Here is a 14990-nt window from a genome sequence, read left to right on the forward strand (position 1 = left end):
CCACTAAGAGGAATGCACTGATGAAACAGAAAATGGCTCAAACATCACTGGCTTTGGCACTGGGAACCGTTTTGGCAACGGCGGTTATTCCGAGTCTGGTACAGGCCGAAGAGGCCAAAGAAAAATGCTACGGCGTTGCCATGCAAGGTCAAAACGACTGCAAAGCCGGCCCGGGCACTACTTGCGCTGGTACCTCCACCAGCGACTATCAGGGCAACGCCTGGAAACTGGTTCCGGCGGGTACCTGCGAAGAAATGATGTCGCCGACCTCTCCGACCGGTCACGGTCAGCTGCAGGCGTTCAACGAGCAGTAAGCAAACGGAGGCCCGTCCATGAAGGATGAAAATACCTTGCCAGCTCGTGCCGGCATCAGCTTAAAGCCAACGCATTTTCAGTCGATTTTGGCACACAAACCGGATTTGGGTTTTGTCGAAATTCATGCTGAGAATTACATGGTTGAGGGCGGGCCTTACCACTACTATTTGCAACAGATTTATCAGCGTTATCCACTCTCAATTCATGGCGTGGGTTTATCGATTGGTGGGCTGGAAGCGCTCGACAAAACGCATCTGCAACGGCTGAAAATTCTGCTTGATCAATACCCGCCTGCAAGTTTTTCGGAGCATCTGGCCTGGTCGTCTCATCAAGGTGTGTACTTTAATGATTTGCTCCCGCTGGCCTATACCGATGCCAGCTTGCAGCGTGTGTGTGAACATATCGATCAGGTGCAGCAGTATTTGGGTCGGCAGATGCTGTTGGAAAACCCTTCGACCTATGTTGAAAGCAGTGACTCCACTTTACGCGAAACCGATTTTATTCAGGCTGCGATTGCCCGTACTGGCTGCGGCTTATTGCTCGATGTAAATAACGTCTATGTCACGGCGACCAATCATCACCAGGATGCATTGAGTTATTTACAAGCTTTGCCGTTAGCCGCTGTTGGTGAAATCCATCTGGCGGGTTTTGCGGTCGATCAGGATCTGGATGGCAGTCCTTTATTAATCGACAGTCATGACAGCGAAGTCAGCGACGAAGTCTGGGCGCTGTATGATCAGGCCTTGTCATTATGTGGCCCGGTTGCGACCTTGCTTGAGCGCGATGGCAATGTACCGGCACTGGATATTCTGTGCGCTGAAGCAGAGTTGGCCGAGCAGCGCTTGAGTATTCGTTTGGATGGCAAAGCCCAAAAGGTAGCGTCTTATGCAGGCTGATTTTGCTCAGGCGTTATTAAGTCGGCAAGCGCGTGAACCGAGTAATTTAAAACGCTGGCACGACGCTGAAACTTCACATCGTTTCGGCATTTATCGTAATAATTTCAGCCACTCTTTAATCGAGGCGTTGCAGGATATTTTTCCGGTTTGTTGCGCGCTTACCGGCACTGAATTTTTCCGTGCGATGGCGCGCGACTATGTTTATCAGTACCCGCCCAGTTCTCCTGTTTTGGTGCACTATGGTGAGTATTTTGCCGACTTTATTGAAGCCTTTGAGCCGGCCCGAAGCTTGCCCTATTTGGCTGATATGGCGCGCCTGGAACGGCTTTGGCTAAGCAGTTATCACAGCGCCAACAGTCAACCGCTATCAGTCGAACAACTAACTGCCGTATTAAACCAACCGCAGCAACTGGAACAGGCGCGACTGAAACTGTCGCCAGCTTGCCAGTGTTTGTCGTCGGATTTCGCGGTGCTTTCGGTCTGGCAGGCGCATCAACCACAAAGCAAAATCAGGTTGCGTGATTTAACCCTGAATAGCGCTGAGACGGTATTGTTGACCCGACCAGCCTTGCACGTTCAGTTGCATTTAATAGAACCCGATGCCGGTACTTTTGTATCGCGGTTGCACCAAGGTCAGGTGTTTTCTGACGCCATGACGGGACTGGAATTCGATCTGATTGCCTTGTTGCAAGTGCTGGTGCAACAGGGTGCGTTAACAGGCTTATTAACGGATTAACAGGCGGATAAGAATGAATAAAAAACTGCAACAGTGGCACCAACTTTTAAGTCGTCTTCCAGACAGCCTGATTGCTTTTGTCGGTCGGTTTTCCATGGCCGCGGTGTTCTGGTTATCCGGCCAGACCAAGATTGATGGTTTAGCGATTAATCTTATCAGCGGTGATTTTCAACTCGGTTGGCCACACCTATCCGACACGGCAATTTTTCTATTTCAGGAAGAATACGCGCTGCCCTTGCTGGCACCGACGACCGCTGCTTTGCTGGCAGCGCTGGCCGAACATCTGTTGCCTATTTTATTGTTGTTTGGCTTGGCGACCCGCTACGCGGCAATGGGTTTGCTGGCGATGACCTTGGTGATTCAAATCTTTGTCTATCCGGGTGCTTATGCCACTCATGGTGTCTGGGCCTGTGTCCTGCTGTATCTTATGGCGCACGGAGCCGGGAAATTCTCGATCGATTATTGGCTGGCCCGTCGTCTTAACGGTTGACGAGAACCCTGCCTGTTGAGACGTTTTAATAGCGCAACTATTAACAAGCAAGATGTAAAAAACAGGATGCTGCCATGATCGCTTATCGTAACCTGACAACACCTCTGGGCGAGATGTTGGCGGTCGCCACTGAAGCTGGTTTGTGCTTGCTGGAGTTCACCGACCCGCAACGTCTGGAGCGTCAGTTGCCAGCCCTGGAGCGGCATCTGGGTGAACCACTGCAAGCTGACAGCGACCGACCGATATTCGCTACCTTGCAACAACAACTGGAAGCCTATTTCGCCGGCGAGCTCAGCCAGTTCGAGCTGCCGCTGGATTTGCTGGGCAGCGATTTTCAGTGCCAGGCGTGGTCGGCGTTATTAACGATTCCCTACGGTCAGACGCGCAGCTATCAGCAGCAGGCACAGAGCATTGGTCGGCCACAATCGGTGCGTGCGGTAGCTCGTGCTAATGGCGATAACCGCATCGCCATCGTGGTGCCGTGCCACAGAGTGATTGGCAAGGATGGCAGCTTAACCGGCTACGGCGGCGGCCTGTGGCGCAAGCAAAAACTGCTGGCGCTCGAAGGCGCCATCGCTCAGCCGGGCCTGTTTGATCATTAATTGTTTGACGATGACTGGCTTGCCGCCGGGGTACGAAATGCGGTCATCGCCAACACCACTCCAACGGCCGCATAACCCGCCATCGACAATAGGAAAGTGCGCGCATCTATACCGGCATCAATCAGTAATCCCAGTAACACCGGTGACGCCGAGGTCGCCAGTACCGACAGCGACGTAAAGAGCGAACGGATGCTGCCCAGATGAGTGGTGCCGTAGACTTCCGCCCAAATCGCGTTGGCGATGGTACCCATCATGGCGATGCCAATACCCAGGGTTGCCATCATGGCGTACACCACCCAAATGCCTTCACGAAACGCGCCGAGCGTTAAGCCGAGTACAAAAGGCAGGCCCATAAATTTGAACAGCGCCGTGGCCGAATAACGATCCACCAGCGAGCCCACCAGGATGGACGCTGCCCAGTGCACCGCGCCATACAACACAAAGGCGCTGGCAAAGAGCGCCGGCGACCAGCCTTTCTGCTCGAGCACAAAACCCTGATGAATAAACAAGCCAGTGACGATAAAAGGCGGTGCCAATAACAACGGCAGCGCGCGCCAGAAGCGACCGTCGCTGAGCAAGGTGCGGCGCGAACCATCGACCCAATCGGCGGCGTTATTGCGCACCTTGGGCGCCACCGTCTCGGCTTCGCTGGCACCGGCTTTGGACAGCAACCAGTACACCAGCGGCAGAAATACCAAAGGCACGAAGAAGGCGATGATCAGCCAGCTTAATTGCCAGCCGGCCAGGGCGATTAAGGCAACAGCAATCGACGGCAGAATCATTTCACCCAAGGGCACGCCATTGCCGGCGATGCTGGTGGCTTTGCCGCGATTTAACGAGAAGTAACGGCCGATCGCCGTCATCGCCGTGTGCGGCATCAAACCCTGGCCGCAAAAACGCAGCAGAAACAATGCGATCACCAACGACAGCAGCGAATCAACGCGCCACATCAACAGCGCCGCTAGCGTTAAGCCGATGGCCACCAGCGTGACGAAACGACGCAGCGGGAATTTATCGACCGCGCCACCGATCACCATGATGGTCAGACCGCTGACCAGGGTCGCGCCGGAATAGGCCGAGCCGTAAGCGGCGGCGGAAAGTCCCAACTGCTGTTGAATGGAGGCTCCGTACCAGGAAATAAAAAACGATTGACCAAAGTTACCGATAAAGACGGTGAACAGACCAAACAACAGCATCGGCCAGTAAGACCGAAACATCGATAGGTAACCGCGAATCATGGAGAACCTCTGAGCAGATAGCGCAGCGTCGTCAGTGGTGATGGCGCTGCAAGCGAGCGGGACGCAAAAAAAAGCGCGCCCAGTGTACTGCGATTGGGCGCGCTGTTCACGGCTGTCGTCTTAGACGCTTCGTCCGCTCAGGGCGCGTTTGCGAATCACCGGCAGCCAGAGGTAGCCGAGCACAAAGCCACTGGCCAGGCCACCCAGGTGAGCGGCGTTGTCGATCGGGCCGATGATAAAACCGATGGCAACGTTGATAACGACAAAGCCCAAGGTATTGCGCAGAAATAACTTGCGGAATTCCGGCTTGAACAAGGAGGTGGTCAGCAAGGCCAGAAAGAAACCATAGAGACCAAAGATGGCACCAGACGCACCGACACTGACCGCGCCCGTGTTAAACAGCAGACTGGTTAAACTGGCCAGCAAACCGGTCAGTAAATAAACCACCGCGAACGACAGCCTTCCCACCAGTGGTTCCAGAAAAATACCGATATTGGCCAGCACGATCATATTGAACACCAGATGCAAAAGACCGGCGTGCAGGAAGGTGCTGCTGAGCAAACGCCACCACTGACCATCGACCGTCCAGGGACCGTAATTGGCGCCGAGCGTCACCAGAGTGCGGGTGTCGAACGCCATAAGATCGCCGGTTGTTATGACCATCAAGACGAAGATGGCCGCATTCAGATAGATGATCACCGGCGTCAGCCAATAGCCTGGACGCGGTACAAAGAGGTTGAGCACGGCTGTAAATCCTTAACGCAGAGAATGACGCTAGAGGTGAAGGCCACAGACTGACAGCACAAGCGAACAGACCGCTCTTGACGGTCTCTTTACGGATTGATGGCCGACACTCAGGCCGGGTTATTGCTTCAGTAGGGGCTGTTCAGTCGAGATCATTAAAGTGACGCGCCGGTATCCAGTAACGTCGCGGAATGTTGGGTAATTGTCCGTCGATAAAAGGATTGTCCAGCCAGATCAACTGATAGTCGGTGTTGTTCAGCCAGTCGCGCGCTTCGCGAATGGCCGGATGGTTTTGATACAGCCTATCCAGACTGCCATTGGCTTGGGCGTGCAAATAACCGGCTTGCAACTGGGCGGCCAGCTCGGCATCGGCTTTGTTTAAATAGATAAAAAAATCGGCGGGATAGGCGATCAGCCAGTCAGGGCTGACATAAAACTGGCGTCCCTGTTGCGCTTGTAAATCCAACTCGAGAAAGGCTTCGGCAACGCCGCGCGGAAAGGCATCGAAGCGACCGCGTTCAAGCATCGGCCAGAGGTTGGCGTAATCACTTTCAACGATGTTAAAGCCGCCGTGTTCCAAGATGTCGGTATCGAACCAGTTCAACCCCGAGCCGAATTGCCATTGTTGTTTTAAGGCGGCTTCGGAGCTCGGTGCCGGTTGCTCATCAGTGACCACCAACACCCTCAGTCCAAGCAAGCCTTGCGTCAGCGGGTAGGGCAGTTGAATCATGGTTTCGGCGCGTTCGCGGCTAAAGCCCGCGAAGTAGAGATCGAATTCATCGGTACCGTTTTCGAGCATTGTCAGCAGGCGCAGCTGGGTCGCACCGTCCATGGCAACAATCTCCAACTTACGTGGCTGTGGCGCATTGGCCAGCGCCAGTTCGATAACGCTCAAAGGTAATTCGAGCACAGGCGTAGAACCGAAGCGGGTGGCAACGCGCACCGGCCCAGGGTCGGCCGCCAGGCTGGGGCCGGCGCTGAGTAAAATCAGCATCGAAAATAGCGCAAACCGCCGCATGATTTGGCCCTGAAGACGATGTTTCCGGCAGTATAGCCAAGCATTGTGGCTTTGCTTTATACCGCTCTGGGCAAGGGCCGCAGCGGCGTTGGGGCCGGAGTGGGACCGCTGGGATCGCGCGGTTGCTGGCTGTACAGATAGCCCAGAATGGCGTCTTTCAGTGCATCGCTGCCGGCCAGTCCCTGATTGCCAAACAAACGGTTGAACTCCAGCAGGTAAGGATGACCGCCAACCCAGGCGATATCGAAGCCAGCATGATTGACGCCCAGATCGTGGGCGACCTGCAATGCCAGCTCAATGGCGGCAGCGGGCACCGCTTCATGGCTGACCCAGCCGCCGCGCGCCACATTGTTGTAAAAACCCTGATCAGCCTGGCGCCGCCAGTAAGCCGAAACCACCTGATCACCGACGATAACGATGCGAATGTCGCGGTCGATGGGCAGATATTCCTGAACGTACAGCACCTCGGCGCTGGCGCAGTAACGCTGCCAGTCGGCGTGGTCACGAATCAGAAAAACGCCTTCGCCCATGCTCGCCTTGGGGTGCTTGGCGACGAAGGGCAGCGTCATGGTGTCCCACAATAATTCCTGTTGCAGCGGACCGTTTGGTTCGATCAGCGTCAGTGGAATATAGGCCGGGGCGACCATCTCAAAAGCGCGCGTCATCTCCACCTTATCGTGGCCGATGCGGTAGCTGGCTTCACTGGGAAAGACGCGACAGTCGAGCCCGTAAAGCAGAGCGTTGAGTTGCCAGTAAGCGGGAAATAACACCCAGTCCGCCTGGCGCAATTCGTCCTTGTGGCGAAAGAAATGTTCCGGCTTGAGGACTTTCGTGTCGGGAAAGCCAAGGGTGCGGAAAGGATCGAATGAAATCAGCTGCATAAAGGGTGCGCAGGCCAGGGTGCGCAGATTTTATGCAGCTTTTGGTTTTTGACAAGCGTTATTCGTGCCTGCCTCAGGCTTCATCCAGATGACAGCGAAAACGCCCGCTGAGCCGGTCCAGTTCTTCGGACTGGCCGCGCAATGTCTGGCTGATGGTGGTGGTGGCGGCCACGGTTTCGCTAAGACCCTCAGCGCTGTCGGTCAGTCGTTGTGAGCGCCGTGCTACTCGGCCGATTTCGTCGCGCTGGGCGACCAACGCCGTGTCGATATCGGTGCTGCGATGTTCCAGATCGGTAAAGCGGCTGTTTAATTCGCTGAGGTGCGATTTCAGCGTCGCCAGGGTCTGGCGATTGTTTTCGCCGGCGTCGGTGGTGGCATCGAGCAAACTTTCCAGATTGCCGACCTGCTGGCCCAGATCGCCGACCCAGTCGCGAATCTGAGCGGTCGATTCGGTGGTGCGCTTCGACAGCTGGCGCACTTCATCGGCCACCACGGCAAAGCCACGGCCCTGCTCACCGGCACGCGCCGCTTCGATGGCGGCGTTGAGTGCCAAAAGGTTGGTCTGATCGGCGATATCGACGATCACATCGATCACCTGATCAATGCGCCCGCTGGCGTCGCGCAGCGCGGTGATGCCATTTGCCACCTGATCCATCACTTCGGCGGCCTGGTGGGCGGCGGCTTCGTTGGCGACCAACTGGTTTTGCAGCTCAGCGTTGCTGTTCACTGCGGTTTCGATGGTCTGGCGCGAAGCCAGCGCCGAGGTTTCGATATCGGCGGCGCGGTCGGCGATAGTCGCCATGGCTTTGCTGACATCCTGAATCTGCTGGTGGGTCTGGCCGGTGGCAGTACGCACCGATTCGGATTGAGTATCGAGCCCGCTGGCGCTGTCTTGTAAGGCTCCAGCGGCGAGGCGAACGTCGCCAACAAAGGTATTCAATCGCGCTACCAAACCGTTGATGGCGACCGCCACCCGGGTAACTTCATCGCGGCCGTCATCGGGCAGCACAGGCGTCAGGTCGGCGTCGGCATCCATGGCATCTAACTCGCTGGCGATACGCGCCAGGCGGACGGTGACTGAGCGGCGCAGCCATTCAGTGAGCGCCAGAATCAACACCAATGCCAGGGCGCCGCCGATCCAGGCGAGGCTGCGTTGCTGGGCGAGAAACCGAAACAGCGACTGTACGCCGGCCTCGGTATTGGTTCGCGCCGCCTGACGATTTTCATCGACCGCGGCGATCATCGGGTCGATGGCGCGGTACAGTTCCAGATCAACGACGCGGCCGACATCGTAATAGCTGTGTGCTTCGATGCCGCTGGCCATGGCAGCGAGCAGGGCATCGACGGCGGCGCGCTGGTCGGCGTGTTCAGCAACCCAGTCGCTTAAGCGCGGATTATTGGCCGCGCTTTGCCACTGTGCAGCGAGATCGTTTTGGATGGTGGCGAAGCGGCTGTCGACTTCGTCCCAGAAAATCAGCTGGGCTTTGATGCGATATGCCAGATCCTGCAAGGCACGGTGACTCTGGGCGAGATCCGATAATAGCCAGACGTCGGCCAATTGCTGGTGCACCAGCCGGTCGGTATCTCGCTCGGCCTGGCTCATGGTGGTGGTGGCCAGGCCGGTCAAACCGGTCAGCGCCAAAATGCTTAACGCGGAAAACAACAGCAACCGCAGGCGAACGGTCAGCGCCATGGTTGGACTTTCCTCAGTCAGGCTGGGCGACACAGTTTGTGGCAGAGAGATGACATTTTGATGGCAGGCGCTGCGATCCGGACAGGCGGCTTGCGCTATATCAAAATATATTGATATAGTTCGCCGTATTGAACGAACCCGCTGATTTAATGGTCACTTGCGAGCGGTATATAAATGCAGCTAAAGCGCCGGTTTGTTTGGCCTTCCCTGCACCCCTCCCATTGAATCAGCACCGCTTAATTGAGGTGCCTGATGACAACGTTGTTTTCCCATTTTCTGGCCCAGGTTTTGGGCTGTGCCAACCTGGGTAATTTGCACAATCGCGTCCGTACCCGGCTGCTGTTTCAGCCCGATCACGGCTTGAGTGCGGCCCAGGTCGACGACTTTCTGCTTAATGGCAGCACCGATGAAAACCAGTTGGCGTTTTGGTCGGAACTCTTGGCGATTGATCTGGAGCTGCTGCGCGACGCGGCGCATCTGGCGCATCGCAGTGCTGAACTTCAATCGCAACGCCTGCCGCGTCTGGAAGTGACCGCCGTCGGCACGCCGGAACTGCTGGCACCGCAGCGGCGTGTTCGGGTCAGTATTCGGATTGAGCCGGGTGAGCTGGCGCAGCCGGAACGACTGGCCAGATTGGGCGAGCGCTGGTTGCAGCGCGATACCGGCTATACCGTGGCTGACCTGAATCAGGCCGGCGCTTTCGAGCGGATACTGGCGGTCGCCAATCAGCATTGGCAGGACGTCGAACAACTGACCGGCGCGCCGGCCGACGCCATCGATATCGAACTGGTGCCGCAAGCCGGTTGAATGCGCTGTTATAAGCCGCTGATCAGAGCGCTCAATGAGGCGCGAATCTGGGTATCGTCCATCGACTGTTGAGTTTGCTGTTGAATCAGCAAATCGGCCAGACCATGCACCAGCGCCCAGGCGGTCAGACTGGCCTGATCATCGGTGAGCTGGGATTGCCGTTGTGGCCGCTGCTCAATGACCCGACGTAGTCGCTGGTAGGTCTCGGCGCTGGCCTCGACCAGGCCGCTGAATTGCGCTGCCTGCCCGCGTGGAAAGTGGAACATGCTGCGATACAGCTGCGGATGGTCCAGCGCGAAGCGCACGTAAATTACTCCCAAGGCGGTTAGATCCGCGTCTTCAACCGCGTCCATTTGCGCGCTTAACTGCTCAAAGCCTCGCTCGGCGAGGGCGGCGATCAGTTCGTCGGCGCTGGCGAAATGGCGCCTCGGTGCACCCTTCGATACCCCGGCTTCCGCCGCCAGCGCGCGGATGCTGAGCTCAGTTACCGCCTGTCCGGCCGCCAGTTTGTCGAGCGCGCTGTTGAGTAAGGTCTCTTTTAAGGCGCCGTGGTGATAGTTCGTGGAATCGGTCATTTGCGCTGTCTTGTAATGAAGTGCTTGACGCTAGTGTAGTCACTGCCTACATTATTGCCAAGCCATGTAGGCAGTGACTACATAGGTGCCTTTTAGCTAACAGGAGACGGTTATGATCACCCCTATCATTGTCTGTTTGATTCTGATGTCGCCTCTGGCGCTCGCCTGGCTGTTTGGTCGTCTGACTGGCCAGCGCTTTGATTTAACGCTCTGGGCAACGCTCGGACTGGCGTTCGCCTTTGTGTTTTTCTTTGTCGGTCATCTGGTCCAGACCGACGGCATGGTCGCCATGCTGCCGGCCTGGGTGCCGCAGCGGCTGGCGCTGGTCTATGTCACCGGTGGGCTGGAAGTAGTGATAGCCGTCGGCCTGGTGGTCCCGGCGACTCGGCGCTGGGCCTTGCTGGCAGCGATGCTGGTTCTGGTGCTGTTTTATCCGGCCAATATTTACGCCGCCTGGCAGCAGATCGACTACGCCGGTTATCGCTGGGGGTTGAGTTATTTGTGGGTGCGTACGCCCTTGCAATTGTTGTTGCTGGGTTGGGCGTACTGGTTGTGCTGGAGACCGACATCTGCTTCCGCTCCGGCGCTTAGGTCATAAGCCGTCGGCTCAACAAGGGCGCCGGTTCGACGGCACCCTTGTTGCTTCTGACTGAGTGATTGCCGTTGGGCTATCAAGTCGACTAAAAGTACAGGAATCACGTATTAACGTTGTCGTATCAAAGACCGCAACGAGCTGCTGCGAATGAGAAGGTAATGAATGAGTGTTTTAGCGACGAATCGGGTCGTTTGTCTGTTTTTCTTAAGCCAAATTAACTCCATGCACAACAGACTATAACGGTAAAAACTCAGCCTGTTTTTAAAATTTTCTAATAAGGTAAGCAGCTGATTTTCGCGTAACTGACGAATATTAAACCCATGGGCAATGCACAGCTTTCGCTCTAGCGCATATCGAATCAGATAGCCTTCCAGTGTATCGGAGGTTCCCGATGTTCGTGTTCCTTTAATCTGGTAGTGGGTGAAAAGTCTTTCGCGCAGTACCGCTATATTTTGCGATACGTTAAGAACATTCAGCATCATGACGTGGTCTTGAAATACTGGTGTTTTAATAAAGCCTTCGGACGCGAGATAGATCGATTTTTTCAACATGATCATTGGCGTAAACGCAACGCCAGAAAACAAGAATTCTTGCAACGATGAAGCGACTGCCTGTGAGTGCCACTCCTGATAATGCTGCTCTGCGCCAGCTTCGGTAACGATATCCATATCGCAAACGCAGATATCCAATTTGTTATCAACCATGTAGGCGAGTTGCTGAGCTACTTTGGTGGGTCGATATTCATCATCGTCGTCCAGAAAGGTGATGTAACTGCCTGTGCAATGTCGAATGCCGTAATCTCGGGCAAGACTCCCACCAAGATTTTCAGTGACGGGCAGGTAGCGGACGGTGGCTAGGTTTTTACAGCACTCATCAATAATGCGCTGTGTTTTAGTGCCAAGGCCATTGTCATCGACGACTACAATTTCGAGGTCGGGGTAAGTCTGGGTAAGTAAGCTATTTAAGGCTCGTTGAAATTGATGCACCCGATTGTAAGTCGGTAAAATGACCGACACCTTCATGATTTTCGGGCCTTTAAGACCGCGATCATCGACCACTTAACTGTTCTGGCAATCAGGTAGAGTGGCAGGCTGGATATCATCAGGCGTATGCTCAGCCTGAAGTTTTTTATTGCTTTGTTTCTGGCAAGTGTTCGGCGCAATTTTTTATGGCCAATACCCACTATGGTTTTATACATATTGATGTAGATATGCATGTATATAGTCAAAGCATTGCATAACAAAAAATAGTTAAGATCGTTGGGTTCCAATTGGTATTGTTGGTGACAAACTGCAACCACATGATTCAGGCTGATCAGGTCTTTTTCAGTGTTGGTGTTGGTGATAGAGGTCGGTCGAAAACGGTAACCAACACAGGCTTGATTATAAGTGAAAATGGACTGAGCGCGGATGTAACATTGGGAGGTAAACAGCACATCTTCGTACGTAATTCCTTCAACAAACTGAATGCCGGATAGGATTTCCCGTCGATAGAAACGTCCCCAAACCATCCAGTCTGATTGAATAAATGCGGCTTTTTTTATGTGGCTGAGATTTTGCTCAGTATCAGGCAGTTTGAAAACATCGTACTCGTCGATTTCCGTATCGGTGAAACGCTTAGAATTAAATTCAATGATGTCTGTATTGAAGGTGTCGATTTTGGCAATGAGCGGCTGCATGCCATCCAACCAAATATCGTCACTGTCGAGAAAACCTATATAGCGACCGCAGGCGATGGCCATCCCCGCGTTTCTGGCGGCAGACAGTCCTTGGTTGGTTTGTTCGATCAGTTGGTAGCTGAGATTTGTTTTGGGCAAAAGGTCGGACAGCAGTTCAGCGGTGTGATCCGTTGAGCCATCGTTGATCACGATCAGTTCAACGGCATCTCGCCAACGGGTTGGGATGTGCCTGGTAACCGATAACAGGCAATCTTCCAAATAGTCTGCGGTATTGTAACAAGGGACGATAATGCTCAGTTGAAAGATGGCCATACATTCAGACTCAAGAACTGCAACATGGCCAGCTGCAGTGAGGTGGCCTTCTGTCATGAAGAAGAGGTTAAATGGTGTCAGAAGTTAATTTGGTATCTTTTAATGAAACCAAAATCTATAAAATCAATAAAGGTAGCATTATAAGATCTTTTTTGAGGTAAGCCAAGACGCACTTGGCTAGGAAGGAAAGGTCAGTTCCGCTCTAACAGGTGCGCCCGCGCCGCATTGATACGCGCGGCCAGATAAGCGCTGCCACCGTGATCGGGATGCAGTTTCTGCATCAGTCGGCGATGCGCCTGGATGATGGCGTCGCGATCGGCGCCGGCGTCCAAGCCGAGAATTTCGTAAGCTTCGGCGTCGCTCAGGGCGCCGTTGTGATTGGAGCTCGGTTGTTCGGCTTCGCCCTGGTTTTGAGTGTCGTCAGCGCGCCAGGCATCACCAAAACGTTTGTCCAGATAACTTTCCAGCAGCCGCGCTGAATCGGTGTCGGTCTGGCGGCAGTAACTCAGTAAATCGAGAAATTCCTGCTTTTGCAGATCGGCCAGATCACGATTGGCGAGGGGCCCGGTGAGCACGCGGCCGGACATGGCGCCGCTGTCGTGATCGAGCTCCATCTCCACCACCTCGCCGGCCACGCGCGAACGTTGTCCGCCGCCAGCCTTTCCTTGCCGCTGCTGGCGACGGCGATACCAGCCGGCCAGAAACGGCAGCGAGCGCAACAGCCAGGGCAGCAGGTGGCGCATAAAGGGCACCAGCAGCGCAAAGAGCGCACCGAGCAGATAAAGACGCTGTGTCAGGGCCAGAAAGATAAGGCCAAAAATGGCCAGCGCCACCAGCGCTTTAATACGAAAAGGGCCGCGCTGGGCGGCGGGCAAGCGTCGGTAATAGAGCAGTACACCCAGGGCGAGCACCAGCAAAAACATCAGGGTGATGGGGTTCACGATCGACCTCTTATTTCAATTGCTGGGTCAGGCGTTTGACTTCGGCCGGCGCACTGCGCGAGAAGTCGTCCAGCGCGCTACGACCACCACTGGCGTAGACGGCAACCGCGCCGAGCAGCGCTTTCAGCACTGCCGGACTGCGGTGATCGAAAGCGCTGTGAGCGCCGCCCGAGAGCTGGGCAAGTTGCGCAAAAACATTGCTGGCGGTCGGCTCATTGCCTTCCTGAAACACAAAGACCGGGGTCTTGAGCAAGCCCAGTTCGCCGGCCAGTTGGCACAGTTCATCGGCCGATTCTTCGCAGCAATCAACCACCAGAATCACCGCTTTGACGGCTTGCTGGCGGGTTTCGCGGATCGCCTGTTTGAGCACTTTGCGAATCTGCGTATGACCACCCAGGCAGCGCACACCGTTCATGGCGCGCAGCAGGCCATCGGCGTTGCTGACCCAGGGCAGGGCATGGAACTCGTTAAAACCGCGGTAATAACACAGTTGAATCGCCAGACCACCCAGATCGCGCGTGGCCAGAAAGAGTTCGCTGTGCAGTTGGCAGGCGGTATCCCAGCTCGGTTGGCGGCTGGCGGTGGCATCCAGAGCGAACATCAAGCGACCCGGTTGGCGAGCAGCCACCGGTGTCTTGGCGGCGGTGCTCAGGAACTGGTCGATGTCTTGTCGGCTGGATTTGCTGGGGAGTTGGTCGTTGCTCATGGTCAAAGCATACAAAGGCCGTTGCACCTTGACCACTTAACAAACGCCCGTCAGGACGACGGGCGTTTTTGTGAGGCTCAGGTTAGCGCACGGTGACGCAGGTGCAGTGTGCCAGTTGCATCACTTTGTGAGACACGCTGCCCAGCATCAGGCTTTTCCACTCACCTAAACCACGGGTGCCGAGCACGATCATATCGGCTTTCAGCTCGTCGGCTTTGGCGACGATTTTATGCGCCGGATCGCCGATCACCAGTGAGGTTTCGACGTGCTCCTGGCCGGTTGCTTTGGCGACATCGACCGCCGCAGCCAGAATGTCGTTGCCGGCCTCTTCGAGTTCTTCGCGAGTGGCGTGCAAGGTCAGGCTGGCGCCGCCCATCACCAATACTTCATCGCCGGTCATGGGTTCGGGTACGTGTAACAGATGCAGTTTACCGTCGTGGGTTTTGGCCCAGTCTGCGGCAAATTCGATGGCTTTTTGTGAGTGTTCGGAACCGTCCACCGGTACCAGTATCAGTTTGCTCATGATGTCCCCTCCTCTGGATGGGTACGAATTAGATCGGAGCACCGACCGCAAGATTCAACCGGTCCGACCACGCTTTAATCATCGCTGACATTGGCCACAGGGAGTTTGATACAAGTCAAAGTTGCGGTGGTTGTTGCCCGCTGGTGAACGTTGCGTTTCCCGGCCGGGCTGGGTGAAATGCCGTGCCAAGCCCCCACCTTAGGGCCACAATACGCACACTTACAGCGCCATGGAGTCCGA

The 14990-nt window shown here is 55.3% G+C and carries 18 protein-coding genes; 7 read left to right on the forward strand and 11 right to left on the reverse strand.

From position 1 onward, the window contains the following. Positions 1-20 precede the first annotated feature (20 nt). The 5 genes from ABMA60_RS02250 to ABMA60_RS02270 all read left to right on the forward strand — a co-directional run bounded on the left by ABMA60_RS02250 (position 21) and on the right by ABMA60_RS02270 (position 3039). Positions 21-314 carry a DUF2282 domain-containing protein gene (locus tag ABMA60_RS02250; RefSeq protein ID WP_392798064.1) on the forward strand — a complete coding sequence of 98 codons (294 nt, stop codon included), beginning with the start codon at positions 21-23 and terminating at the stop codon, positions 312-314. A gap of 18 nt (positions 315-332) precedes the next feature. Then, positions 333-1211 carry a DUF692 family multinuclear iron-containing protein gene (locus tag ABMA60_RS02255; protein WP_392798066.1) on the forward strand — a complete coding sequence of 293 codons (879 nt, stop codon included), beginning with the start codon at positions 333-335 and terminating at the stop codon, positions 1209-1211. Next, complete coding sequence (locus ABMA60_RS02260; protein WP_392798069.1) at positions 1201-1947, forward strand: putative DNA-binding domain-containing protein; 747 nt, start codon at positions 1201-1203, stop codon at positions 1945-1947. Before ABMA60_RS02255 ends, ABMA60_RS02260 begins: the two co-directional genes overlap by 11 nt. 13 nt (positions 1948-1960) lie before the next feature. After that, complete coding sequence (locus ABMA60_RS02265) at positions 1961-2437, forward strand: DoxX family protein (protein WP_392798071.1); 477 nt, start codon at positions 1961-1963, stop codon at positions 2435-2437. 74 nt (positions 2438-2511) lie between these two features. Then, on the forward strand, positions 2512-3039 hold the full coding sequence (locus tag ABMA60_RS02270) for a methylated-DNA--[protein]-cysteine S-methyltransferase (RefSeq protein ID WP_392798073.1): 528 nt from the start codon (positions 2512-2514) through the stop codon (positions 3037-3039). Here ABMA60_RS02270 and ABMA60_RS02275 read toward each other — a convergent pair. From ABMA60_RS02275 to ABMA60_RS02295, 5 genes are all read right to left on the reverse strand, one after another. Next, complete coding sequence (locus tag ABMA60_RS02275; protein WP_392798075.1) at positions 3036-4277, reverse strand: MFS transporter; 1242 nt, start codon at positions 4275-4277, stop codon at positions 3036-3038. The genes ABMA60_RS02270 and ABMA60_RS02275 overlap by 4 nt on opposite strands. A 120-nt stretch (positions 4278-4397) precedes the next feature. Continuing rightward, a complete protein-coding gene (locus tag ABMA60_RS02280) occupies positions 4398-5021 on the reverse strand; it encodes a rhomboid family intramembrane serine protease (RefSeq protein WP_392798078.1) in 624 nt (207 codons plus the stop codon). A 142-nt stretch (positions 5022-5163) separates the two neighbouring features. Then, on the reverse strand, positions 5164-6015 hold the full coding sequence (locus tag ABMA60_RS02285; protein WP_392798081.1) for a hypothetical protein: 852 nt from the start codon (positions 6013-6015) through the stop codon (positions 5164-5166). Positions 6016-6095: 80 nt separating this feature from the next. Then, the gene (locus ABMA60_RS02290) at positions 6096-6920 is read right to left on the reverse strand and encodes a RimK family alpha-L-glutamate ligase (protein WP_392798083.1); all 825 of its coding nucleotides are present in this window, start codon (positions 6918-6920) and stop codon (positions 6096-6098) included. Between the two features lie 73 nt (positions 6921-6993). Beyond that, positions 6994-8613, reverse strand: a complete 1620-nt coding sequence (locus ABMA60_RS02295; protein WP_392798086.1) for a methyl-accepting chemotaxis protein — start codon at positions 8611-8613, stop codon at positions 6994-6996. A gap of 252 nt (positions 8614-8865) precedes the next feature. Here ABMA60_RS02295 and ABMA60_RS02300 point away from each other — a divergent pair, with 252 nt between their 5' ends. Beyond that, entirely contained in the window at positions 8866-9420 is a 555-nt protein-coding gene (locus ABMA60_RS02300) for a hypothetical protein (protein ID WP_392798088.1), read from the forward strand. Positions 9421-9428: 8 nt separating this feature from the next. Here ABMA60_RS02300 and ABMA60_RS02305 read toward each other — a convergent pair whose 3' ends face one another. Beyond that, positions 9429-9995 (reverse strand): TetR/AcrR family transcriptional regulator, encoded by a 567-nt coding sequence (locus ABMA60_RS02305; RefSeq protein ID WP_392798091.1) that lies wholly within the window; start codon positions 9993-9995, stop codon positions 9429-9431. Positions 9996-10107: 112 nt separating this feature from the next. Between ABMA60_RS02305 and ABMA60_RS02310 the strand changes: the two genes are divergently transcribed. Continuing rightward, positions 10108-10593 carry a hypothetical protein gene (locus ABMA60_RS02310; RefSeq protein WP_392798094.1) on the forward strand — a complete coding sequence of 162 codons (486 nt, stop codon included), beginning with the start codon at positions 10108-10110 and terminating at the stop codon, positions 10591-10593. Between the two features lie 104 nt (positions 10594-10697). Here ABMA60_RS02310 and ABMA60_RS02315 read toward each other — a convergent pair whose 3' ends face one another. The 5 genes from ABMA60_RS02315 to ABMA60_RS02335 form a co-directional block, all read right to left on the reverse strand. Further along, entirely contained in the window at positions 10698-11648 is a 951-nt protein-coding gene (locus ABMA60_RS02315) for a glycosyltransferase family 2 protein (RefSeq protein WP_392798097.1), read from the reverse strand. Next, positions 11609-12580, reverse strand: coding sequence for a glycosyltransferase family 2 protein (locus ABMA60_RS02320; protein ID WP_392798099.1), 972 nt, complete (start codon positions 12578-12580; stop codon positions 11609-11611). The genes ABMA60_RS02315 and ABMA60_RS02320 overlap by 40 nt, the downstream gene beginning before the upstream one ends. Before the next feature lie 191 nt (positions 12581-12771). Then, on the reverse strand, positions 12772-13521 hold the full coding sequence (locus ABMA60_RS02325) for a DnaJ domain-containing protein (RefSeq protein WP_392798102.1): 750 nt from the start codon (positions 13519-13521) through the stop codon (positions 12772-12774). Between the two features lie 10 nt (positions 13522-13531). Continuing rightward, positions 13532-14254 (reverse strand): VWA domain-containing protein, encoded by a 723-nt coding sequence (locus tag ABMA60_RS02330; RefSeq protein ID WP_392798105.1) that lies wholly within the window; start codon positions 14252-14254, stop codon positions 13532-13534. A 55-nt stretch (positions 14255-14309) separates the two neighbouring features. Then, positions 14310-14750, reverse strand: coding sequence for a universal stress protein (locus ABMA60_RS02335; protein ID WP_392798108.1), 441 nt, complete (start codon positions 14748-14750; stop codon positions 14310-14312). Positions 14751-14990: the final 240 nt, after the last annotated feature.

This window comes from Saccharospirillum sp. HFRX-2 (assembly GCF_043196805.1).
Lineage (GTDB): Bacteria > Pseudomonadota > Gammaproteobacteria > Pseudomonadales > Natronospirillaceae > Saccharospirillum.